The organism is Exiguobacterium sp. ERU653, from assembly GCF_018617775.1.
GTDB classification, from domain to species: Bacteria; Bacillota; Bacilli; order Exiguobacteriales; family Exiguobacteriaceae; genus Exiguobacterium; species Exiguobacterium marinum.
On record NZ_JACSKV010000001.1, the window covers coordinates 1,779,795 to 1,803,069 of the forward strand.

Annotated in this window: 26 protein-coding genes; 12 read left to right on the forward strand and 14 right to left on the reverse strand. The window is 46.2% G+C overall.

Translation table 11 applies throughout. The features are described from left to right. Positions 1-145: 145 nt before the first annotated feature. The 5 genes from amyS to KNO95_RS09015 all read right to left on the reverse strand — a co-directional run bounded on the left by amyS (position 146) and on the right by KNO95_RS09015 (position 5,006). Positions 146-1,690, reverse strand: coding sequence for an alpha-amylase (gene amyS / locus KNO95_RS08995; RefSeq protein ID WP_214878772.1), 1,545 nt, complete (start codon positions 1,688-1,690; stop codon positions 146-148). Between the two features lie 172 nt (positions 1,691-1,862). After that, positions 1,863-2,390 carry a DUF2812 domain-containing protein gene (locus tag KNO95_RS09000; RefSeq protein ID WP_214878774.1) on the reverse strand — a complete coding sequence of 176 codons (528 nt, stop codon included), beginning with the start codon at positions 2,388-2,390 and terminating at the stop codon, positions 1,863-1,865. Continuing rightward, on the reverse strand, positions 2,387-2,719 hold the full coding sequence (locus tag KNO95_RS09005; protein WP_214878776.1) for a PadR family transcriptional regulator: 333 nt from the start codon (positions 2,717-2,719) through the stop codon (positions 2,387-2,389). Before KNO95_RS09005 ends, KNO95_RS09000 begins: the two co-directional genes overlap by 4 nt. 128 nt (positions 2,720-2,847) lie before the next feature. Continuing rightward, positions 2,848-3,975 (reverse strand): YfbR-like 5'-deoxynucleotidase, encoded by a 1,128-nt coding sequence (locus KNO95_RS09010; protein WP_078147724.1) that lies wholly within the window; start codon positions 3,973-3,975, stop codon positions 2,848-2,850. An 11-nt stretch (positions 3,976-3,986) separates the two neighbouring features. Further along, complete coding sequence (locus KNO95_RS09015) at positions 3,987-5,006, reverse strand: ion channel (RefSeq protein WP_214878778.1); 1,020 nt, start codon at positions 5,004-5,006, stop codon at positions 3,987-3,989. 105 nt (positions 5,007-5,111) lie between these two features. On the opposite strand from KNO95_RS09015, the gene KNO95_RS09020 reads away from it, so the two are divergent. From KNO95_RS09020 to KNO95_RS09040, 5 genes are all read left to right on the forward strand, one after another. Further along, positions 5,112-5,570, forward strand: a complete 459-nt coding sequence (locus KNO95_RS09020; protein ID WP_026825010.1) for a hypothetical protein — start codon at positions 5,112-5,114, stop codon at positions 5,568-5,570. Continuing rightward, the gene (locus tag KNO95_RS09025) at positions 5,567-5,935 is read left to right on the forward strand and encodes a hypothetical protein (RefSeq protein ID WP_214878780.1); all 369 of its coding nucleotides are present in this window, start codon (positions 5,567-5,569) and stop codon (positions 5,933-5,935) included. The genes KNO95_RS09020 and KNO95_RS09025 overlap by 4 nt, the downstream gene beginning before the upstream one ends. Continuing rightward, the gene (locus KNO95_RS09030) at positions 5,932-7,161 is read left to right on the forward strand and encodes a glutathionylspermidine synthase family protein (protein WP_214878782.1); all 1,230 of its coding nucleotides are present in this window, start codon (positions 5,932-5,934) and stop codon (positions 7,159-7,161) included. Before KNO95_RS09025 ends, KNO95_RS09030 begins: the two co-directional genes overlap by 4 nt. Next, on the forward strand, positions 7,158-7,571 hold the full coding sequence (locus KNO95_RS09035) for a DUF350 domain-containing protein (protein WP_034770831.1): 414 nt from the start codon (positions 7,158-7,160) through the stop codon (positions 7,569-7,571). The genes KNO95_RS09030 and KNO95_RS09035 overlap by 4 nt, the downstream gene beginning before the upstream one ends. Before the next feature lie 70 nt (positions 7,572-7,641). After that, entirely contained in the window at positions 7,642-8,199 is a 558-nt protein-coding gene (locus tag KNO95_RS09040) for a hypothetical protein (protein ID WP_214878784.1), read from the forward strand. A 48-nt stretch (positions 8,200-8,247) separates the two neighbouring features. Here KNO95_RS09040 and KNO95_RS09045 read toward each other — a convergent pair whose 3' ends face one another. Beyond that, the gene (locus tag KNO95_RS09045) at positions 8,248-9,348 is read right to left on the reverse strand and encodes a globin domain-containing protein (RefSeq protein ID WP_214700284.1); all 1,101 of its coding nucleotides are present in this window, start codon (positions 9,346-9,348) and stop codon (positions 8,248-8,250) included. Positions 9,349-9,534: 186 nt separating this feature from the next. Here KNO95_RS09045 and KNO95_RS09050 point away from each other — a divergent pair, with 186 nt between their 5' ends. Further along, a complete protein-coding gene (locus KNO95_RS09050) occupies positions 9,535-9,975 on the forward strand; it encodes an RrF2 family transcriptional regulator (protein ID WP_214703119.1) in 441 nt (146 codons plus the stop codon). A 40-nt stretch (positions 9,976-10,015) separates the two neighbouring features. Here the strand turns inward: KNO95_RS09050 and KNO95_RS09055 are convergent, their stop codons facing one another. Beyond that, positions 10,016-10,504 carry a hypothetical protein gene (locus KNO95_RS09055; RefSeq protein WP_214700288.1) on the reverse strand — a complete coding sequence of 163 codons (489 nt, stop codon included), beginning with the start codon at positions 10,502-10,504 and terminating at the stop codon, positions 10,016-10,018. A 37-nt stretch (positions 10,505-10,541) separates the two neighbouring features. Next, positions 10,542-11,474, reverse strand: coding sequence for a ring-cleaving dioxygenase (locus tag KNO95_RS09060; protein WP_214878787.1), 933 nt, complete (start codon positions 11,472-11,474; stop codon positions 10,542-10,544). Between the two features lie 119 nt (positions 11,475-11,593). On the opposite strand from KNO95_RS09060, the gene KNO95_RS09065 reads away from it, so the two are divergent. From KNO95_RS09065 to KNO95_RS09085, 5 genes are all read left to right on the forward strand, one after another. Beyond that, positions 11,594-11,803 (forward strand): helix-turn-helix transcriptional regulator, encoded by a 210-nt coding sequence (locus tag KNO95_RS09065; protein ID WP_214878789.1) that lies wholly within the window; start codon positions 11,594-11,596, stop codon positions 11,801-11,803. Beyond that, positions 11,800-12,264, forward strand: a complete 465-nt coding sequence (locus KNO95_RS09070) for a hypothetical protein (protein WP_026825001.1) — start codon at positions 11,800-11,802, stop codon at positions 12,262-12,264. The genes KNO95_RS09065 and KNO95_RS09070 overlap by 4 nt, the downstream gene beginning before the upstream one ends. 129 nt (positions 12,265-12,393) lie before the next feature. Then, entirely contained in the window at positions 12,394-13,722 is a 1,329-nt protein-coding gene (locus KNO95_RS09075; RefSeq protein ID WP_214878791.1) for an MATE family efflux transporter, read from the forward strand. Further along, entirely contained in the window at positions 13,706-15,997 is a 2,292-nt protein-coding gene (gene gshAB, locus KNO95_RS09080) for a bifunctional glutamate--cysteine ligase GshA/glutathione synthetase GshB (protein WP_214878792.1), read from the forward strand. The genes KNO95_RS09075 and gshAB overlap by 17 nt, the downstream gene beginning before the upstream one ends. Before the next feature lie 119 nt (positions 15,998-16,116). Then, on the forward strand, positions 16,117-16,617 hold the full coding sequence (locus KNO95_RS09085) for an SRPBCC family protein (RefSeq protein WP_214878794.1): 501 nt from the start codon (positions 16,117-16,119) through the stop codon (positions 16,615-16,617). Between the two features lie 45 nt (positions 16,618-16,662). Here KNO95_RS09085 and KNO95_RS09090 read toward each other — a convergent pair whose 3' ends face one another. The 5 genes from KNO95_RS09090 to KNO95_RS09110 form a co-directional block, all read right to left on the reverse strand. After that, on the reverse strand, positions 16,663-17,034 hold the full coding sequence (locus tag KNO95_RS09090; RefSeq protein WP_034770829.1) for a YidH family protein: 372 nt from the start codon (positions 17,032-17,034) through the stop codon (positions 16,663-16,665). Between the two features lie 8 nt (positions 17,035-17,042). Next, positions 17,043-17,687, reverse strand: a complete 645-nt coding sequence (locus KNO95_RS09095; protein ID WP_034770826.1) for a response regulator — start codon at positions 17,685-17,687, stop codon at positions 17,043-17,045. Beyond that, positions 17,674-18,705, reverse strand: a complete 1,032-nt coding sequence (locus KNO95_RS09100) for a sensor histidine kinase (RefSeq protein ID WP_026824995.1) — start codon at positions 18,703-18,705, stop codon at positions 17,674-17,676. Before KNO95_RS09100 ends, KNO95_RS09095 begins: the two co-directional genes overlap by 14 nt. Positions 18,706-18,856: 151 nt before the next feature. Next, a complete protein-coding gene (locus KNO95_RS09105; protein ID WP_026824994.1) occupies positions 18,857-19,417 on the reverse strand; it encodes a hypothetical protein in 561 nt (186 codons plus the stop codon). A 16-nt stretch (positions 19,418-19,433) separates the two neighbouring features. Continuing rightward, on the reverse strand, positions 19,434-20,627 hold the full coding sequence (locus tag KNO95_RS09110) for an FAD/NAD(P)-binding oxidoreductase (RefSeq protein ID WP_026824993.1): 1,194 nt from the start codon (positions 20,625-20,627) through the stop codon (positions 19,434-19,436). Positions 20,628-20,951: 324 nt separating this feature from the next. On the opposite strand from KNO95_RS09110, the gene KNO95_RS09115 reads away from it, so the two are divergent. Then, positions 20,952-22,133: a TsoY family (seleno)protein gene (locus tag KNO95_RS09115; protein WP_214878796.1), complete on the forward strand. Its 1,182-nt coding sequence runs from the start codon at positions 20,952-20,954 to the stop codon at positions 22,131-22,133. Between the two features lie 42 nt (positions 22,134-22,175). On the opposite strand, the gene KNO95_RS09120 is transcribed toward KNO95_RS09115, so the two are convergent. After that, entirely contained in the window at positions 22,176-23,240 is a 1,065-nt protein-coding gene (locus KNO95_RS09120) for a threonine aldolase family protein (RefSeq protein WP_214878797.1), read from the reverse strand. Positions 23,241-23,275: the final 35 nt, after the last annotated feature.

Genomic DNA, 23,275 nt, shown 5'->3' on the forward strand with positions numbered 1-23,275 from the left:
CCGACGTTGTTCAATGTGAATTCATGGATTGGAAGCATTCCCTATCAAGAATTAACACCAGGTCATTATATCATGTATAAAACTTATGTGGTGAAAATTCAGAAAAAAAGACTTGTCCCTATCTTTAGAGACAAGTCTAACTAATTTATTGTTGCGTATAAATCGAGACGGACCCACCATTGACGAAGAACTCGCCCCAACCGTCCGCATTGATCGTCACGAGACGCCCGTTATTGCCGGTCATGTCTTTCCATACTTCTCCCGCGTTCTGCTTTCCGACATACATCCATTTCGATCCGCCCGGTCCGTCCGACAAAATCGTCGCAAGTCCCGACTTCGCACGGTCCGTCACACCTTCGCGCGTCCACCCGATGACGTCTTGATGATTGATGTAATCATGTTGCGTGCCATAGGCGAAGTCTTTACGCGCTTTCAAAATCGGTTGAAGCGACGCTGACATATTCGGGATCTCACGGTTCGTCGTCCCTTTCGTTCCATAATAATCACCATAGAAGAGCGTCGGATATCCTTGATCACGCGTCATGATGGTCGCATAGGCGAGCGGTTTGAACCAATTGGCAACCGTCGACTCGAGTGATTGCCCTGGTTGTGAGTCATGGTTGTCGACAATCGTGACGGCGAGTGTAGGATGCTGCTCGACGACCGTGCCTTTTAGAATGTTGCGCATATCATAGTAACCGCCACCGTTCCCCGCTGCTTGGAAGTTGTAGTGGAGCGGTACATCGAATACCGAGTGGGTATATCCCGTCTTCGCCAAGTAATCATTGATGGCTCCCAGGTCATTCTTCCAATACTCCGCAACCGTGAACATCTCTTTTCCGGTTGCCTGACGGACACTTGTCACCCATTCCTTTAAATACGAATGGTTGATATGTTTGACCGCATCGAGACGGAATCCATCGAGACCGAGCGAATCGGCGTACCATTTCCCCCAGTTTTTCATTTCCTGTCGTACTTCTGGATGTTCAAAATCGACATCGGCGTACATCAAGTAGTCATAGTTCCCGTTCTCACCGGATACTTCACTGTCCCATGCTTTACCGGTACTCTTAAATTTATAAATCCGGCTCAAGCTTCGTGACTGATCCCAGTCGGTCCCGTCAAAATGATACCAACGCCACTTGAACGGCGAGTATGTATTGTTCCGTCCCGCGAAATTGAATCCGGTCCAGGCGGAAATCGAATATGCTCCCGACGTCTCCTGATTCCGATTGGAAGGGTTCACCTCAACGGCTTGAACTGATTCTGTATAATCGGCCCCTCCTTTATGGTTCATGACGACATCTCCGTACACGCCGATTCCTTTTCCGCGTAAGTTCGAGATCGCCGACTGTAGCTGCGCTTTCGTTCCATACTTCGTCCGAGTCGTCCCTTTTTGATTGAATTCCCCAAGGTCATACAAATCGTACGCCCCGTATCCGACATCATTTTGTGACGTCCCTTTATACGCTGGCGGGATCCAAACGGTCGAGACCCCAATGTCTTTCAAGTGCTGCGAATCGTTCGAGAGACGGTTCCAATGCAGTCCGTCGTTCGGGACATACCATTCAAAGTATTGCATCATCGTACCGTTCTGCGGAGTTGCCGCTTGTGCGACCGGTTGCCCCAAAAGAAGGGCAATCGATGTCACCCCAGCCAGCACGGCAACCCCTTGTCGTTTCTTCAACATCATTCATTCCTCCTCAAATGATTAATGAAAGCGCTTGCATTAATCATTGTGAAGGATTTTGATTTTGTTGCATAGACCGATGTCCAAAAACAGTTCTCTCTCCCTAACTATTTTTCATTCGAATAGTTCAGTTGAACGAAACAAAGACGGATGGCTTGTGCCATCCGCCTATTCATCCTTGACGATTCACTTTTATTCGTTTGAATCGGTAGCCGATATACGGAAGTCCCGTGAACACGAGACCGGTCGTCACGAGTAGTTGAACGCCAATCAATATCATTTCGACTACGGTCGGCCAATCAAACTGAAACAACGAAAAGAGGGCAATCCATAATATACCTAGGATGAGCGCAGCCCGTCCCATCTGACGTTCCATGTCATGATATTTCTCCTCTGTTGTTTCGATATCCGAGTAAATCGGCTTAGCATCTCGATCCCCTTTGAAAATATGAATCTCATCCCCGGTCGATGTGACATGTTGCCACCCGCTCGACGCAAACAGGTCAAAGTAGTCTTCATCTGGACGAGTTCGATAATCCAAACTATATTGAACGTCTTCCGGTTCCCCTTCGACAAGCGTATATCCTAAAGGGGCAAATTTCTTCAAATGCCAACCCTTCGCCGCCATTCGCTCCAATTTTCGCATCTCACGCTCTTCGGCAAACGCTAGTCCCCAGCTCGACACATACTTCTGTCTCATCGTGATCCCTCCATATCTAAAATGGCACAGGCATCTTCGACCATCGCCTGTCGTCTTTTCACATCATCCGTCAGAATCGAACGCCCTTTACGCGTAATCTGATAGTTCTTTTTCTTTCCGTCTCCGTCCATCGGTTCAATCAATTCGGCATTCAACAACTTTTTGATGATTGTATACATCGAAGCCGGACCAATGTGCATTCGCCCTCGCGTAGTCTCTTCGACAAATTGCATGACCAAATAGCCATGACGCGGCGTCGTGAGCGCCAATAAGATGTAAAACATACTATCCGTCAGTTCCCCTAACTCCAAGGAGTCCGTTCGCGGCATCTCCCCACCTCCTATATCATTAAATGATACATCTCTTACATTCAATATATATCGTTAAATGATATATGTCAATAAATGATATAAAAAAGTCGCACCCATTTAGGTATGCGACTTCTGTGTGGATTGATTTAGCTTGTGACGTAATCCAAATCATGCAAGATATACGCCAGGAAGAAGATCATGCTTGGATTCTCATATCGCATCTGCACTTTACGGAGCTGCTCGCGATACGTGACCTCATACTCGGCCCCGTTCATCTTCCGCTCCATGTTCATCTTGATGAGTGCATCGAGTTTGTCCATCATATCGACAAGCATTCCTTCATACGTATCATCTTTCGAGTCGGCCATATATCTCCGGAATGCCGGTTGCATATACTCAGGCAACAGTCCAAGCAGACGTTCACTTTCCGCCCGTTCGTACGCCTCAAACGCAGCCCCTGTCTCTTGCGTCGAATGTTTGACTGGACCGAGCACGTCGCCTGTCACCCCTTCCACTAAGTCGTGACAGAGAAGACGGGCCACGAGTTCGGCGACATCGACATCGACGTCGTACTTCTCACGCTCTAAGAGCCCACTGAACATACCGAGCGCAGCCGCGCGGAAACCGTGAATCGCATCGTTGTCGTCAATCGTGTTGAAGCGACCTTTCCAACGACGCACACTATCCATCCGCATGACGTTCTCGATGAACCGTAACACATCCGTCTCTGCCTCGACCTGGTCGAACAGCCAGCGAACCGAATCAATCGGATGATGACGGAGTGCAGCTTTCATCTCTTCTAATTTGTCATCGAAATGTGGAGAACCGTGCGCGACTTCCCGTCGCACGAACAGCATCGCATCGAATGAATCGATTCCGTCGACGATTCGTCCTTCAAATGAGTCATCCTCCGCCTCGACAACGAAGCGATGAAAGTGAGGACGTAGCGACTGCGAGAGCAACTCGACAAGACCGAGGCTCGCTGTCCGCTCCATCCGCTCGATGTGACCGATCAACGTCGGTTCTTTTTTCGTCCGGTGCATGATCGGACCCGTCTGCACTTCATTCATGTCATGGAAGATGGCTTTCCCAAGTAAATCGAGCAAGTCGACTTCACGCCCGTTCTCTTTCTCCACGTAAGCCGCGATCAAGCTGAAGACCGCGACACGAAAGCTATGACTCGCTGCGTTATCATGATAATGGGGGGCATATTCGTCCCATCGTTGCACGTTTTGCATGCGTGTCATCTTTCGGATAAACGTTCCGTTATGCATGATTTCACTCCTTACGATAATCGTTCAAATACTTCGTCGTGACAGACGACGTAGAGCATGTCTGTATCTTGGAGCGGTAAGTCGAGCATCGTCGCCACATCCAATCGGTCATTGACCGCGATGAGCGTCACTCCGGATTCAAGTAGCGCCTTGTTCGCCTCGCGTATGTTTTGCCACTCGGCTTTCGGTCTCAACGCTTGAATGTTCCCACCCGATTGCTTACTTAATAATTGACGGAAAATGGTCGTTGTCCCTGGTTGTAATGTCGCTTTCGCCATCAAGAGCGAGACCGAGTCGTTCGCTAAAATAAAGTCGTCGACACGGACGTGTTTAAATTTCGAGATATTCCGTTCCTCGCACACCTCCACGACCGTGTGCAAATCGACTTTGTAATCGTGTGATAACGCTTCTACCGCTGATGCAATCAATAACGACTTCCCATCAGCGAGTAATGTCTCCGTGATTCGTGCATCCGCAAAAATGGCGATTCGTCGAGCTTTCAAGACGTTTGCCTGCATCAACACCGCTTCATCCGAGGCGTCTCCTGATACGAAATGTACTTGATCGTGCACATACGGCTCCTCAATCAATTGATCGATTAAGACAATCTCCGCTTTCGGTTCATAGTTGAGCACTTCATCGATTGCTTTTTTCGTCTTCGGGGACCATCCGATATATACATAATGTCCTTCTCCACGATACACTAGTCTTCCCTCCCGTTTTAATCGTTGAAACGTCGCTCCGACTTCAACTAGTTTTCCAATCAATGCCCCGATAATCCCAATCCCGAATAGGAACAAGAAAATCCCGAGCCATCGCCCCGCCACGGAAGACGGATAAAAATCTCCATATCCAACGGTCGTCAATGTCGTCATCGTCCACCAGAACGAGTCGAACAATGACCCGAACGTCTCCGGTTCAAATAAATAACCGAGCACAGTCCCGACGACGATGATACCAACCGAGGCCAGAATCACGTTCAAAAATGATAATTTCGCTAATCCTTTCCATACACGAAATAAGATATGCACTGTTTCCCCCTCCTTCTCTCTTATATACTAAACGTATCCAAGAAAAGATTCACGAAACCATTTTGACATTCACCCCGTATAAAAAGAAAAAGGAAGGACTGAATTATGAATTCAATCGTATTAGAGTATCGTCTCTATAAAAATGAATTATCGTTCGAACCACTATACCATTACACGTCTCTCGGATTAGACGAAGTGCTCGCCCGTCGCGAATGTGAGTTTTTCGTCAAAGACGGCATGACATACAAACAACGCTCATCCGCCCTAGAAGGCGATCAATACTTTTTGATTTACGTCGATCGCTACACTGAAGGACCGATGGACAAACAAGAAACGAGCGAGATTAAAGTCGAAATCCGTACACTCGACGACCGCTTTGACAACCCGTTGCTCGAAGCCTATTACGTCGATCGTCACCTCGATGCACTCGCCATGCTCGGGAGTCAATACTTGTACGTCGCCAATAAAGAGTACGAACGCGATTCAGCAGAAACAGATGAAGATCGTGGTGTGTATGTCATATATGTCACACCGACCGGTTATACATTGGAGGAATCAACATGAAGACAAGTAAGAAAATTTTAAGCGGACTTTCTGCTGCGGTATTAACGACCTCTCTCGCCGCATGTGGAGATGATAACTATAACGAAGCCGCGCTCCCGGAAGAGCCGACCGGCTACGAATGTGACGATTGGGACTGGGATGATGTGACAGAATCATATTATTGTGACGACGATCGTTCCCCCTATTACGGGAGTTACTTTTTACTCGGTAGCTTGTTCCGTTCAAAAAGTGCACTGAAAAACTCTTCGACCTATAAATCATATAAATCAAATGGTGGTGCGACCGGCGCCGTGTCGAACGGCTCAAATTCAGGATCGTCAAAATCTGGACTCGGGAGCGGCTCTAAAGGTGGATTCGGCGGATGACGCGTGACGAACTTTACAGTCAAATCCCTTATTTTTGGCCCGATTTAAACGATGAAGAATATGCCCTATACGACTGTTTCGAAATGACCGCCTCGCAGGTAGAGTCCGTCCGGGAGGCGACCGGGGCGGTTGATTCGATTTTTCGGAAGACGAATCAACTGTTGCGCTCGCTACCTGACGAGACGCTCCGACTGCTCGGTTACCCCGAGGCGAGTCTGCCTTTTTTACGGGAGAAGGCGATTTCCCAGGAAACGATCATCGGCCGTTACGACTGGATCATGAAGGACGGCCAACTCAAATTGATGGAGTTCAACTCAGATACACCGACGTTCATTAAAGAACTGTTTGACGTGAACGGCGTGGTCGCTTCCGAATTCGATCTCCTCGATCCGAACAAGGAAGCCACCGCTCAGTTAAAAACCGAGTTGCGGAAGGCCATCGTTGCCGCATGGAAACGACTCGGACGAGAAGGCACACCAAAAATCGTCTTCACGGCTCATGATGACAACATCGAAGACAAATGGACGGCTCGCTTCCTGCAAGAAACGCTCGATTTACCGTCTGAATTTGTGTCACTTCATGCTTTGCTCGTCGACGAAAACGGTATCTATACACCATCGGGTGAACGAATCGATATCTTGTACCGTCAAACATATCCGATTGAACATCTCGTAGACGATCAAGCACCGGACGGAGACTTGATTGGCATTCGGTTGCTCGAACTCAATCAACAAAAACACGTATCGCTTCTCAATCCGCTCTCAGCTTTCCTCATGCAATCGAAAGGCGTACAGGCCCTGATTTGGGAGTTATATGAGACCGAGACACTGTTCGATGAAGCTGAGCGCGACATCATCGACACATATTTTTTACCAACTTACTTAGAAGACGCACCGTTTCTCGGCGAATCGAACTACGTCAAAAAACCGGCATTCGGACGTGAAGGGGACTCCGTCATCTTGTACACGAAAGAAGGCAAACCGTTTCACCGAGAATTACTACAAACGTATGCGGAAGAGACGGCCGTGTACCAACAGTTCATCGAACTTCCGACTCGGATGACGACGACCGTCAAAGGCCTTGTCGAGACACATTACATGATCGGATGTTTCTGTTTGAACGGATACCCATCCGCACTCGGCGTTCGCGCCGGTAGCATGATCACGAACAATCATTCGTACTACTTAGCCGTTGGCACACCTACACAAAAGGAGACAAACTCATGACATTCATCACACTCGATTCAATTTTAAGCTTCCTCGCCCACCTCGGGACAGGATTCGGTCTCATTCTCGCCGGACTCATCATCTTCGCATTGACGACCAAATATTCGGAACGTAAGTTAATCAAAGAAGGCAACATGGCCGTCGCTTTAAAGCTTTGGGGGAAAGCGCTCGGACTCGCCATCGTCATCTACACGGTTTGGGCGAACAGCGTCAACTTGCTCGATGCGTTCATCTGGGGACTCGTCGGCATCGCTGCCCAAGTATTGGCGTTTTGGACGTTTGAATACGTCCTTACACCAGGCGTGAACTTAGAAAAAGAAGTCGAGAACGGCAACATGGCCATCGGTTTCAGTTTGTTCGCCGCATCACTCGTCGTCGGCATCATCGTCGCCGCGAGCTTGACGTACTAATTCAAACACCCCATGCACGCATTCGCGAGGCATGGGGTGTTTATGTTTATAAAAGACAGGAGGAAAAATCATGTCCAAGGGAATCACCTTACTCACGATTGTCTCCGGTCTCATCGTCGTTACCATCACAGTCGGTGTCGGACTTTACACATACACTAACATTCAGGCCGGCAACTCATACGAAAATGCCGAAAAAGAAATGAATCGTTATATGACGATAAACGACTGGTATAGTTTTGAAGTTCATAACAGAGAACAGTCCATTCTCTCTTTTTACACAAACGAAGATCGCTCCGTCATCGGTCTAGCCGAGATTGATGTCACGACAGGAAACTTAGGGTCTGTCACTAAAGAAATAGAACCGAATCAGTCTTTTGATTTCGTCACCCTTCAAGTTGAAAACAAGGAGTACATCGGTGTCCATCTAAAAGAACGCCCGGAAGATGTCGTCTATTTACGGTTAAACGGTGACGATGTCTCAAAAGATTTTCTCGTCAACGATCCCGAAAACGAAAGCTACACCATGACATATGTCATTGAAACAACAAAACCGTTAGATGGTTCGTGGTCACTTGAAACGTTGGATGACAACAAACAAGTCATACATTTAAGTGAACTCACGGAATAATCCTTCTCGCCATATTATGAATCAAGACGACTTTTCCAGTCGTCTTTTTTAGTTGGTCGCAAGAACTCCAGACGGCCCGAAAAATTCATATCGCGCCTGAGGAATGACACGGACGACCGTCTCCATCATCGCATTCGGCCCACACGTGTAGACATCATGCCCTTCGACATCAAGTGCCTCGAGCTGCGTCGTACTCATACAACCCGATACGTCATCCACATGTGTCATGAGATGAAGCCCTTCTTTCACAAGTTCATCGAGTTCGTCTCCGAGTGGACGAAGGTCCATACTCCGAACTGCGTGCAATAACGTGACAGAACGTCCTTGACGAAGTGCCGTCTTCGCCATATTGAAGAGGGGCGTAATTCCGATACCTCCTGCGATGAGTGTGAGCGGACGGTCTGATGCTTCAAGGATGAATTCTCCTGCCGGTGCGCTCATCGGGACTTCTGTTCCGACCATCTGTTCATGAAGCCAGTTTGAGACGAGTCCCTCCGCTTTCGGCGCAATCCAATATCCGTTTTCTGTCGTGTCGATGACGCTATATTGGCGGTGGTGCAAGATGTCTTCACCAGCGATTCGCGCTTGAACCGAGATGTATTGTCCTGGGATGGCTGTGCCAATAACTCCATCTTTTGCGACGAGACGGAATCGCTTCACTTCCGTTGTGTCTTCTATGATTTCTTCGATGACGAACGGTTTGAATCCGACCCATGGCGCGTCATCATACATCTGTTTCTCAAGTGAGATAAAGACATCGGCAATCACACCATACGCTTTTGCCCATGCATCGATGATATCAGGTGTTGCAGCTTCACCGAGCACGTCTTGAATCGCCGCAAGCAAGTTTTCACCGACGATCGGATAGTGTTCCGGGCGGATGTTCAAACTTTTATGTTTATGAAGTGCTGGTTGGATGGCAGGAAGAATCGCTTCGAGTCGATCGATATGAAGCGCTGCCGCATAGACCGCGTTCGCGAGCGCTTCCGGCTGGCGTCCTCGTTTTTGGTTCGTATGGTTGAAGAAGTGACGCACTTCTGGATTTTGTTCAAACATTCGTTGATAAAAATGCTTCGTAATCGTCACACCATGTTCTTTCAAAACTGGTGCCGTCGCCTTTACAATCTCAATCGTTTGTTGATCTAACATGTGAATTTCCCCCTTTTGTTTCGTACACGTTCATTATGTGAGTCAAGTCACTTTAAAGCAATATATTAAATACTTGTTTAAAGTAGATTTCACGCTTTTGACTTATTTTCGCCATCACCCTTTCACATTTGTCCGAATCGCACTTTTAGGAATTGTCTTGTACAATGAAACGAGAGGTGATGATGGATGAGACTCACGCAAACGTGTGACTACGCACTGCGAACATTGATGTATAGCGCCACATTTTCACATCGACTCGTCACGATTCAAGAAGTGGCGGACCAATATAACATCTCCAAAAACCATGTCATGAAGGTCGTTTACGAGCTCGGCAAGCATGGCTATTTGGAGTCGGTGCGTGGCCGCGGCGGTGGATTCCGTCTCGCTCGCCCGATGGAAGAAATCAACGTGGGCGAGGTGGTTCGGTCGATGGAACCGCTCGAACTCGTGGAGTGCTTCGGGGAGGGCCGATGCGTGATCGCACCGGCCTGTGACTTAAGAAGTGTGTTGAACGAGGCAATGCTGGCGTTCTTTCATGTGCTCGACCGTTACACGATTGCGGATCTCGTCGCTAATCGAACGAACGAACTCGCCCTGCTATTGGGCATACAAAAACCGATGGACTGAAAAAGTCCGTCGGTTTTTTATTTGTCTCTGCTTTCAGGACTCATCGCCACCAAAATTTCATCATTTTTTTCACATATAGTTCTGGGGACGTTTGATGAATGAAATCTTCAAAACATTCATTCAGGTTATTTTCTAACTCTTCATCGAGTTCGTTTCCATCTTCGTCATACAATTCAAAATGTGTATATTTCCAATCGTTATACGCATCAAACAATAAGTCGTGGTAGCATTGCCAATGCTTACCGAAATTTGATGTGAATGTTGGCACCCATCGATTGATATAAATGTTGTGTAGCAACTCTTCGAATTTGGATGAGTACCAATGGTCATTTCCGAGCTTGTTAACTAAGTCTTGAAATGTTTCCAGCGTCATCGGTTCAACCTCACCAGAATAGTCATAACTCACTTTATTGAACTGATAAGGATGCGGAAACGCCTCTTCTGTTTTTGTCCATTGATGAGGAGGATATTGCTCGATAATTTTACCTAGCAATCTGGCAATCACAAGATTGACTGCTTGCGTATCCAATTCATTCACCTCATTACAGTTATGAATTTCCATTCGATTACAACTTCTCTAGTCTCGATTCGATTTCCGCTCGTCTCGACTCTAGAAACGGTGGTAAGGACAGTCGCTCTCCAAGTGCTTCGATTGATTCATCCGTCGCGAATCCGGGTTCATCTGTCGCCAGTTCCACTAAGATTCCACTCGGTTCGCGGAAATAAATCGACTGGAAATAATAGCGGTCAATAAGACCAGAGTGACTGATGCCATGTGCGTCAAGCTTCTCAATCCATTTCGCCATATCGCCTGTTTCTTCCACTCGAATCGCCACGTGATGCACACTCCCCCGCCCTGGTCGTTCCGATGCCAAATCCGGTCGATCGACGAGATGAATCTCTGTCGCCACGCCACCCGCTCCCGTCTCAAAGACGCGCACGTCGTGACCATCCCGATCAAATGTCGTCACGTATCGATAGCCAAGCACTTCTGTCAGCACCCGTGCCGTCTTTTCAATCCGCCGTACCGTCCACTCACTAAATCCGAGACCAAAGATGCCGACATCTGTTGGTACAGGGCCCTTTTCCCAAGGTGTTCCGTTCCCTCCTTCCACAAGACAGAGACGTTGACCCTCATGATCTTCAAACGCGAGCGTCGGTCTCCCTTGAACCGATTCGACGTCCCCGTATGTCACATCGAACGTGTCGAAACGCTCCTGCCAATATGTAAGAGCCCCTTCTGGTACCCGTAGCGCGGTTCGAGAAATACTGTTTGACCCCCGATACGTCTGCCCGAGAAACGGGAGCTCAAAGAACGTCAAATCTGTTCCAGGCGTCCCCGTTTCGTCCGCATAGAATAAGTGATACATCGATGGATCATCCTGGTTAACCGTCTTTTTGACGAGTCGCATCCCTAGTACTTCCGTATAAAATCGTAAGTTCTTTTTGGCATCTCCGGTCATCGCTGACACATGATGTTGTCCACTAATCACCTTCACCCACCATCTCCCCTTTCGACTATATCGCTATTGTAGCACCTCTAAGTAAGTAAAGTCTTCTTTACATTATGTTAAGTTTGTTTTACACTTTTAGTATAAATCAGAAAAGAGGTGGCGCCATGCCATTGGTCAACCGCGTGAAAGAACTGCGTGCCCGGCACCAGTTAACTCAAGGCGATCTTGCTGAAAAGGTCGGCGTGACGAGACAGACGATTATCTCGCTCGAGAAAGGCAGTTACACGCCGTCTCTCATGCTGGCGATGCACATCGCAAGAGTGTTCAAGGAACCGGTCGAATCTATATTCACAATCGAGGAGGAATCACAATGAAACACGTCGTCGTTCAGTCTATTTCAAGCATCATCCTGTATGTCCTGATGGCTTTTCTGTTCAGTTCATTTTTGTCTGATATTTCAACCATCATTGAATCAGATTCATTCATCGTCGAATTCAATCTGCTTCCACTCTTGTTGCTCATTGGCTTTTTTATCGTTTGGACAATCTATTCGTTTAACACACGACCAAACAAACAGCTGAACTTTGCTCAATGGTCTGTCCGCATGACCGAATTCAGTGAAGTCGATGAACGTGAACAAATCATCACTGCGAAAGCGACAAAAGCTGCCTATGTCTCGTTTAGTATTTCGGTCCCCATTCTTATGGGATCGTTCATGTTCTATCCACTATTTGAAGATGCACTCCCTACTTATCCAATCTACGCACTCGCCTCAACGCTCATCATCGCGACATTCGTCTATATGGTGACTTGGATTCGCGCTTATACACGTTAAGGAATTCGATACGAGTTCCTTTTTTTATGTCTATTTTTCATCGAATCCCATCTCCTAATTGCTAATCATTTCACCCTGTGTTTATATATAACTAAATGGTTATATAAATAATTAAAGGAGTCTTGCTTTGTGAAAACCGTCGATTTGACGACCGGAAACGTACAGCGTGTCATCCTCACGCTTGCCCTTCCGCTCGTCGGCAGTTCATTGTTACAGTTTACGTATAGTCTCGTCGATATGTTTTGGGTAGGCGCACTAGGAAGTGATGCCGTCGCAAGTGTCGGTGCGGCCAGTTTTTATATCATGCTCGGACAGGCGATTCAATCGTTGATTGTCGTTGGCGCCGGCATTAAAGTGTCACAAGCTGTCGGGAAACGTGACCTGAAATTCATCCAGCACTATGTTCGGGCCGGAAGGCGACTAAATCTAGCACTCGGTCTCTCGTATGCCACATTACTGATTTTTTTTGGTCATTCGTTGATCGGCTTTTTGAATATGAACGCACCAACCGTCGAGCGTCTCGCGTATGGATATTTGCTCGTCAGTGCGCCGATGCTTATTTTTTCTTTCTTCAACTTGCTGTTCGCCCGTCTATTCAGTGCCTATGGCAATACGACAACAGCGATGCGAATCAATGCGACAGGCGTCATACTCAACATGGTTCTCTCACCGATCTTCATTTATCCACTCCAACTCGGCGTCCTTGGAGCAGCTCTTGCGACACTTGTCGCCAACGTCGTCATGTTCGGGTTCTTCTGGCGTCGCGCCCGTTCATTGTTCAATTGGGATGAAGTCATTCAGCCGACTCGAACCGACTATAAAGAAATCTTTCGTCTCGGATTTCCGATGGCGACCCAACGGATTTTGTTCACCGTCATCAGCATTTTCCTTGCTCGCATGATTGGTTCGTATGGGACTGAAGCGATTGCAGCACAACGGATTGGGCTTCAAATCGAATCGATCGCTTATATGATGATCGGTGGACTGAATGGAGCAATGGCTAGCTATACCGGTCAAAATATCGGGGCTCAAAAAGTGGATCGTGTTTATGAAGGTTACCGCGTGACGACCCGACTCGGGATAATCTATACGGGGCTCATCATGTTGTTATTTATAATCGTCCCGGATTTCCTCATCGGTTTATTCGTCGATGATGTTCGAACCATCGACATTGGGGCGAGCTACTTGCGAATTATCGGTATTTCTCTCGTCTTCTCTTCGATTGAAATGATCGGAAACGGCTACTTCTCAGGACTCGGATTACCGAAAATCCCTGCGACGATCTCGATCATTTTCACAGTGGCCCGTATCCCACTCGCATTGTTACTTGAGCCTTATCTCGGAATCGATGCCATCTGGTGGAGTATTGCCATCTCAAGTATCATCAAAGGGCTTGTCTCCGCCCTCTTTGTCCGACTAACGAAAAAGGAAGTGACTTCACTTGCAGAAGCAGTTTAATCAACTACCCCATCGTCTCATCACGAGCGGAAAGTTTGCCATCGAGCGGGAAATGTTGCGGGTCACGTCAGACGGCACACTCGCTATTACGAAGCACCCAAAGTCACTCGGTCATAAGGCAACGCATCCATATATCACGACCGACTTCTCTGAAAGTCAAATCGAGCTCGTCACCCCGACGTTTCCGACGATTGAGGGGGCACATCACTTTTTAGAAACGCTTTATGATATCACTGCGCTAAACATAGGCGACGAACGCCTTTGGCCACAATCGATGCCATGCGCCTTACCGGAAGGCGGTATGATTCCACTAGCTGACTTTGGTGTGTCCGGACTCGAGGCTAGTCGTTACCGGGAGCATTTGCTCCAAAAATATGGTGCGAAAAAACAACTCATTTCCGGAATTCATTTCAATTTTTCGTTTTCCGATGAGATGTTGTCCACACTATACGAAGGGTCTCCTGAGCAATATCGACACTTTAAAGATCACCTTTACTTGAAGCTGGTTCGCCAATATTTACGGATGCGTTGGCTCATCGTCTATTTGCTCGGCGCTACCCCGGCTGTTCATGCGAGTTATGAAGAACGATGTGTCAGCCAGATGCAAGCGCTCCATGAGGATACCTTTTCAAATAAACAAGCGTTGTCCTATCGGAATAGCGACTGTGGCTATACGAATGTCGAACCACTTTATCCAAACTATGGGACACTCTCAGCATATGCAAATGATGTACGTCGATTCATTGCCAAAGGGGAGATTACACATCCAAACGAACTCTACTCCCCGATTCGATTGAAAACATCGAGAGGTGGCAACGACTTGGACAAGCTCGAGGCGAACGGTATCGACTACATCGAAATTCGCAATATTGATTTGAATCCGTTTGAAAAGACCGGGATCGCTCGTTCAGATTTACGGTTTCTTCATCTATTTTTGCTCTACTTGACATTTACTGAGGAGACAACTTATTTCGATTGGCAGGCTGAAGCGTATAATAACCAACAACGTGTCGCCAAAGAAGGCATGTCTCCCACGAACACATTGACTCGAGATGGTGACGACGTACAACTACACACGTACGCGACAGAGCTTCTCGACGCGATCGATGCGTTCGACACGAAATATGACCTCGGCTTCAAAGATGTCTTCCCCTCTCTACGAGAAAAAATTGATCACGTGGACATGACGTACGCTTCTCGATTGAAGACGATTATGACCGAGACGGGTTATAACGCGTGGTCTCTGGCCCAAGCCGAACACTTTTATGAGGACGCGTATGCAAATCGTTTTCGTGTACATGGTTATTCCGACCTTGAGTTGTCTACTCAAGTATTAATGAAATCTGCCATCAAACGGGGGTATCGTGTCGACGTCATCGATTGGTCCGATCAATTTATCCGCATTCACAACGGCAAATATGAGGAGTACGTCAAACAGGCAACAAAGACATCAAAAGACAATTATGTATCAGTCCTGATGATGGAAAACAAAACGGTAACGAAGTATGTACTCGCTGAACACGGAATTCGTGTCCCTGAAGGTGTAGAACTTCATAACGAATCTGATTTATCGCATGCATGGCACCTCTTTTCACATAAACCAATCGTCTTGAAACCGAAGTCCACGAACTTCGGCGTAGGCATTCATATTTTTAAAGACGGAACGACTTATGAGGAAGCTCTATCTGCATTTCAGTATGCGAGAACATTTGACGATGTCGTTTTACTGGAGACGTTTTTACCTGGAAAAGAATATCGCTTCCTCGTCATCGGAAACGAAGTCGCCGGTATCCTCCATCGCGTCCCGGCAAACGTCACAGGGGACGGCGCCTCTACCATTCGCCAACTCGTTTCTACAAAAAACGAAGACCCCTTACGTGGAAAAGGATATAAGACGCCACTCGAGAAAATTGAAATTGACGATATCGTCATCTCGTTTTTATATGCTCAAGGCAAGACACCGGACAGTATTCCAGCTCTCGGTGAGCGTGTCTTCTTGCGTGAAAACTCTAACATTAGTACAGGTGGCGACAGTGTCGACTATACAGACCAAATTCCTGACGTCTATAAACACATTGCAGTCGATGCCGCTAAGTCGGTCGGCGCTACGATTTGCGGTGTCGATATGATGCTCCCATCTCTTAATGATGAGTACATTGAATACGGCATCATCGAGTTGAATTTTAATCCTGCCATCCATATCCATGCGTTCCCCTATGAGGGAAAAGAACGACCAATTGGCGAGATGTTGCTTGATTTGTTGTTTCAGGATTGAGTACGTTTGTTTTGGAATATATGGATTGGGCATATCCAAATAGGAGCTCCGTGACGAAACTCGCTTCTTTTCCGAACTATTAGATGTATAGCAGATTCACCCTGAGAGGAGAATGAATCATGAGTACGGTTAAATCACATATAGAGGGTACGACACTGATTATGGAACGTCTGTTCAAGGCACCACGACAACTCGTGTTTGAAGCATTCTCGACACCAGCTCATCTAGAGAAATGGTGGGGACCAACCGGATGGGACACGAAAGTATACAGTTTCGACTTCAAACCAGGCGGGATTTGGCATTACTGTATGACATGTGTCGATCAAAATCAAGGTGACTTCTACGGTATGGAGTCCTGGGGGAAATCCACCTTCATCGACATCGACCCCTACTCGCGAATCGTTTATACAAATGCGTTCTCTGATGCGGACGGTCATGTCAATCCAGATTTCCCTGTCACGACCATCACGAATGAATTTCTCGATACACCGGAAGGCACGCTATTCATTAGCCGCTCCGAATTCCCGAATGAAGAGGCTCTCCAACAAGTGGTTGATATGGGGGCCGTCGAAGGGTTCACATCCCAACTCGATCGTCTTGAAGCGATCGTGACACAGTAACGAGCAAGGCACCGACCTCGTAATAGAGACGGTGCCTGTTTTCGTTTAAAATAAAAAGTAGCTCACTACGAGGATCAGTGAAAAGATAAAGACCATCCCAATCGCCAAAGCAATGAGACTCATCTTCGCAGATTTGAATTGTTGTGTGTTAATCGTATGCACTTTTTTCAAATATGAACGGGTACCTACAAGAATCGTGCTGATGCCGAACAAAATGGATAACATCCCGATTGCTGAAATCAATTGATGTTCTGCCCCACTTAAATTCTCGCTTCGATAATAATGAAAGTTCGTCACTAAAAACCCAATCCCGATCACGGTAATCGCAGTACGAATCCATGCCAAAAATGTCCGCTCGTTCGCCAGATGTTGCTGGATATATTGAGAATCTATCGTTTTTTCTACTTCTAACTTCATTCTTTCAATCATCCTTCCATTTCAATCAAATGATTCTTCAAAGCATATTGCACAAGTTCATGACGATGCTTGATTTGCAATTTATTCATGACACGTGCTTTATGATTTTCAACTGTTTTGGGACTAATCCCTAATTTCTCTCCAATCTCATTATGGCTATAGCCGAGAGTCGACAATCGGACGATTTCTAGTTCACGACGCGTCAATAACGGATGATTATTCTTTTGAAAGACAATCTTTTCAATATAATCCTCGTTCAACGAAGTAGCATAATATCGTTTCCCGTCAAATACGTGTTTGATTCCTTCTTCTAGTTGAGAAGGATCACTATTTTTGGACATATAACCAGGGACGCCCAGCTCGAGAGCACGTTTGATGTAAATCTCTTCATCGTGCATCGTCAGTAAGATCACTTTTACGGTGGGCACTTCCTCTGCGAGTGCTTTGACTGTCACAAAACCATCCAATCCATTCGGCATCGTGATATCAAGTAAAATGACATCAGGACGTGTCCGAAGCGCTTCTTGGATAGCTGCTGACCCTTCTGTCGCTTCCCCGACTACCCGAATGCGCTCATTCGTACGAAACATCAGTTTTAACCCACGACGTACAAGTTCATGATCATCGACAATTAATACATTAATCGGTTGCATAATAACCTCGCTCTCTCGGAACCGACACGGAAATTTGGGTCCCTTCCCCTACTGCTGTAACGATTTGAAACAAACCCTCAATCGTTTTCGCTCTCTCTTCCATATGACGTAACCCTAATCCTTTCGAGACGTTCAGCGCATCAAAACCTGCCCCGTCATCCCGGAATAACAATTCAACTCGCCCGTCACGCTCGATTACCTGACAATCCACAATTGTCGGATTTGCGTATTTCATTGTATTTACGAGTGCCTCTTGGACAATCCGATACAAATTAATCTCCACAAGAGAATCGCATCGTGTCGTCAGACGAATGTCTGTATGAAACGCTACGTTTGGGTAACGGGTCGCAAAACTATCAAGCAACACTTGTAATGCGGATTCAAGTCCAAATTGATCAAGCTCAATCGGTCTTAATTGCTTCGAGTAATTTCTTACATGATCCATCAGGAGACTTACTTCAGATAGAACGGACGTCAAATATTCTTTTTTATCCGGGTCTGCGACGTCTGATTGAAGAGCACTCAACGCAAGGGTGATACTAAAGAGCGATTGTCCGACACCGTCATGTAGTTCCTGAGCCAACCGTTCATGTTCTTCCTCTCGTGCATGAATCAATTCCCGAACCATCTTTTCTCTTAAAGCGTGCGCTTCTCGGCGCTTTCGTTCTGTGAAATCTCGTAAAACGAGCAAATAATATGTGGCTCCTGTTTTGGCATCATTTAGAATTCGAGCTGTATTCATCTCAACATCTACTAGTTTTCCGGAGTAAGTCGGCATTTCTGAAGAGAAGTATGGAGAACGTTCATGTTCAATTAAGTAACACCGTTCTTCACCTAAGCTCATTCTCCGTTTCTGACAAAAAGAACAATAAGGAACCGGTTCACCGACTTGCCATCCCGTCAATTGTTCGGCCGATTGATTCATCGATATGATTTTCCTGTCATGATCCATCACAATCACACCGTCTTTGAGTACGTCTAATATTTGATGTTCAAAGTCACGTAGTGTCAACCTCATCCCCTCCGCACTCTTTCAGTTCTTATATCCATAATACCCCTATGGGTAAATAAACCCAAATGATGTACTTCACTTTCCCATGAAAAAAAGACGTGCACCGAGGCACGTCCGATTTCTTTTGAAAACCCTATTCATCACAATCCACTCATATTTAACGCTTGATCGTCCGTTCATTTAAGACATCAACAGTCGCTTGCACATATTTGAGCCCGTGTTGAACAGACGGTTCTTTAATCCATCGCATGAGTGAGAATAGCGTGATGTGGCGGTCATCCTGTTCCACACGACTTTGTACTTCCGCCCACATATCTCGTGTCCATTCAACCTTTTCTTTCGCTGGCACGGCATACCCCTCAATCCGTTGGCCAATCATTTCTTTCGTTTGTTCATCGTGGTATACATCTTGAACAAACGTGAACATGGACTCGAGTTGATTGGTCACCTGTAACAACATCGGTAATTTTTCAATCAGCTCTATAGCCGATTCAAGCGTTTCGATTTGTATGTTGGAATTGTCGATGGCCGCGTCAACTTTTTCTTTCACCGTTTCATCTTTCATTGTCGCCATACCAAAATCAACAGCATCTTCCAAACGACGGAGAGACTGTTCGATTTTAGGTAGACGATCAATGAGTGCAATCAGTGCTTGCTCAACGTCGGGTCTTGTCAGTACTGTTTCAACTGTTTGCTCTTCAAGTGCAGAACGTTCCATCACGATCCCTCCCTTCCTACATCGTCCCTTTCAACATGCCATTCCAGTACATAATCGGTAAAAAGTCTTTTTTCAAAATATACATGCTCCGTCTTTCTTTTGCTTGATTGAACGGCATAGATTCTTGTGGAACTTTATCATAATCAAACTCTGCGAGAATTAATGAACCATAGCCCGTGACAATCGGACAAGAAGAATAACCATCATAAGAAGCAGTCGGTAAATGACCGTACATCACATCCAGTACGTTTCGCACGACGACGGGCGCTTGCTTTCGAATCGCTGCACCTGTCTTCGATGTGGGTAGGTTCGTACAATCACCTAACCCGAACACATTTTTAAATTGTTTATGTTGAAGTGTATGTTTGTCGACATCGACCCAACCACCGGATTCCGCCAATGAACTGTTCCGAATAAACGCCGGAGCTTGCATCGGTGGTGTGACATGAATCATGTCATAACTCATCTCAAACGATTCACCAGAATCTAAGTTTTCAAAAACCGCAATTTTTTCATCTGCTTTTATTTCCGTTAAATTAACCCGGAAATGCGTTTCAATCTGTTTTCGTTCGAGTACTTTCTCCAACGCATCCCGATACTTCGTAACATCGAAAATGGCGGGATTAGCCGAACCGAAGACCACTCGACTCGAATCACGAACTCCCGTCTTCGTTAAATACTCTTCAGCCAGATACATGATTTTTTGAGGGGCGCCCCCACATTTCACTGGAGAAGCCGGGTGCGTGAACAATGCAGTTCCACCTGTGAGCTTTTCGAGGGTATCCCATGTATAATCAACGTGTTCGTATGAGTAGTTACTGCAGACTCCTTTCGACCCAAGCGATTCTTTTAACCCTTTGACGCGCCCCCAGTCAATTTCAATACCTGGTGACACGACAAGAAAATCGTATTGAATCTTTCCGTGACTTGACGTTTCGACTTGATTGTTTTCAGGATCAAATGTCGTCACATGGTCTTGTAACCAGGTCGCCCCATCAGGAATGAGTGAATCCATCGTGCGGGCTGACTCCTCTTTTTTGACAATACCTGCTCCGACGAGTGTCCATAATGGTTGATAATAGTGAGTGGTTGCGGGATCAATCAATAAAACCTCATCTCTTAAATGATGTTTCTCTCGAAGCAATCTGGCCGCGACACTGATTCCCCCAGTTCCTGCTCCTACAATCACAACACGATAATGTGTACGCATCGTATGCCTCTCCTTCCTTCTTGCTATGTTTTCTTTTTTGACAAAACAGTGAACTTCTATACAACTTAAGCATATTTGAAAGCGTATACATTTTATATAGGGGAAGTCCCTCAATTTCCTTATGAATCAACACTTGACGCAACATGACACATAATATCTTCAAACAAAATATCAATATTAAACGTTATCAGGGGTGATGAAAATCACACAGACAGCCATGTCTATAATTGAGGGATTGCCCTCAATTATATCCAACCCTCTTGACCCTAAGATACCCTAGGGGGTATAAATTGATTATGTAATTTAAAGGAGGAGTTTTTTATCATGTCAAAACAAACCTATCACCCATTATATTTTTTATCTGCTCTTGGCAACGGCGGGCTCGCTGTGTCATTTTTTATGTACTTTATGTTCCTCATACCACACCCTGATTCTCCACTACCTCACTTCAATCATTTACGTGAGACGTTTGAGGGCGGAAGAATCCCAGCTATTCTTGTCGTTCTCGTTTCATTGGTCATTATTGGCTTCTCGGCAAATCACTTCCGTCTGCTTGCATGGAATATCCGTTCATTTCGTAAATTCAAGAAAAGCGATCGATATTCCAAAGTGAAAGGAACTCCTGGAGAAGTAGCTGTCATGGCAGAACCACTCACCTATGCGATGAGTGTCAATGTACTGTTTATTCTAGGTGCCTTGTTTGTTCCAGGACTTTGGTCTAATGTTCAATCCTTACTACCATTTGCCCTCATTGCCTTCTTAATCATTGGTGGATATGCATTTACTCGTTATGTTCAGTACATTGCATCGGTTATGGTGAGTGGTCAAGTTGACGTTGAAAATATGAACCAATTCGGACAATTCTTAGGTGCTTTTTCGTTCGTCATGGTCGCAGTGGGATTAGCTAGTCCTGCCGCTATGTCAAAAATCCAATGGGTTTCTGTCAGTGCGACAATCGCCTCTATATTTTTTATGACACTTGTATGGGGGATTATTTTATTTTTCGCCGGAATGAGTCTACGAGCCATCTTCAGTAAAGGCTTTGCAAAAGCGAGCGCACCGACTATTTGGTTACCTATCCCGATTCTCACCCTTACTGGTATTACATTCGTTCGATTGAACTCAATGGTGTCACATCGCTTGCTAGAGACTGAGGTCAATGCAGCCTTTATGCTGATTGTACTCGGGATATTATTTATGGGGAGCACCGCGGTTGGACTAATCGGATATAGTGTATTACGTCGACTTGATTACTTCAGAAATCAGCCAGAGGGCGGAGCAAGTTTTGGTCTCATTTGTCCAGGTGTCGCATATGTGGTACTCGGAATGTTCTTTGTTCATTGGGGACTCGTTCAAAACGGCTTCTTGACTGTACACACGTGGATGCATTATATCGCTTTATCACCTCTTGTGTTCATACAATTTAAAACGATTCAATGGGTCGTGAAGTTGTCTTCTACGCATCTATCATCTGCCGCCGACAAATCCACACTCAAAGTCGCATGACAAGAACGCTGAAGAGAAACATCTCTTCAGCGTTCTTTATATTTATTTAGAGTTGAATTGCCTAAATACATCATCGAGTTGATTAGAGGTTATATGACTGTAGACATCCCCGATGCTGATTTCCGTTGAACAGTATCCATCATTTTCTACGAGATGCCCTGTAATGCCAACCCCGGTTTCTTGTTGGATGCGTGCCATCCGCTCGCCCACTTCCTCTTCATCCCCTTGGAAATGTAAATGGAACATATTCGTGACCGGAATAAGTGGGGTCGTCCAGACACCGTCGAGTTCGTTGAATCGTGCTGCCAATTGTACGGCAGCATCGCGATATCCCTGCATTTTGTCTTTTCGCAACTCATAATAATAATCTGAAGAAAGAATATACGGATACAGGCTGATCAAGTCACCGCCATAGCGACGCTTCCATACTTTCGACGTCTCACAAAACGCCTTCGGTCCAGCAAGGATGGCCCCGGCAATGCCACCAATTCCTTTATAGAACGAGACGTACACACTATCGAAGAGTGCACAAATCTCAGATGCTTCTTTCTCATAATACGGGAGCGATTCGAACAGTCGTGCTCCGTCTAGATGTAGATAAATCCGTTTGTCACGACAATGTTCGCTAATCGCTTCGAGTTCCTCGAACGTCGGCAATTCCCCTCCGATTTCCCGTTGTGGCAGTTCAAGCAACAGACAGGCGATGTCCGGTAACGCTTGAATCTCTTCGAGTGTCATAAGACGGTTTTCGTTTCCAACTAAAATCGGTTCGATATAATGCAACTCTTTCAAGCCGTCCTGCTCATGGATTTCAAGGTGACAGAGCGGATGATATGCGACCTTGTTCTTCCCTGTCTCATCACACCAAATGCGTAACGCAATCTGTTGCGCCATCGTGCCGCTCGGAAAGAATACCGCCGACTCTTTCCCAAGAACTTGTGCCATCTTCTCTTCAAACTGTCGAATCGTTTTGCCCTGTCCATACTGATCACTCGGCTCGTCTTCACGCACCTGTTCAAATGCGCGTTTCAATACCCCGACTTCCCGTTTCCCATGACCGCTCAATTGAACGTTCGTCTGACGATACGTGTCGATCAATCGCTCCATTTGTTCCCCTCCTCAACAAATAAACTCCCTGTCAG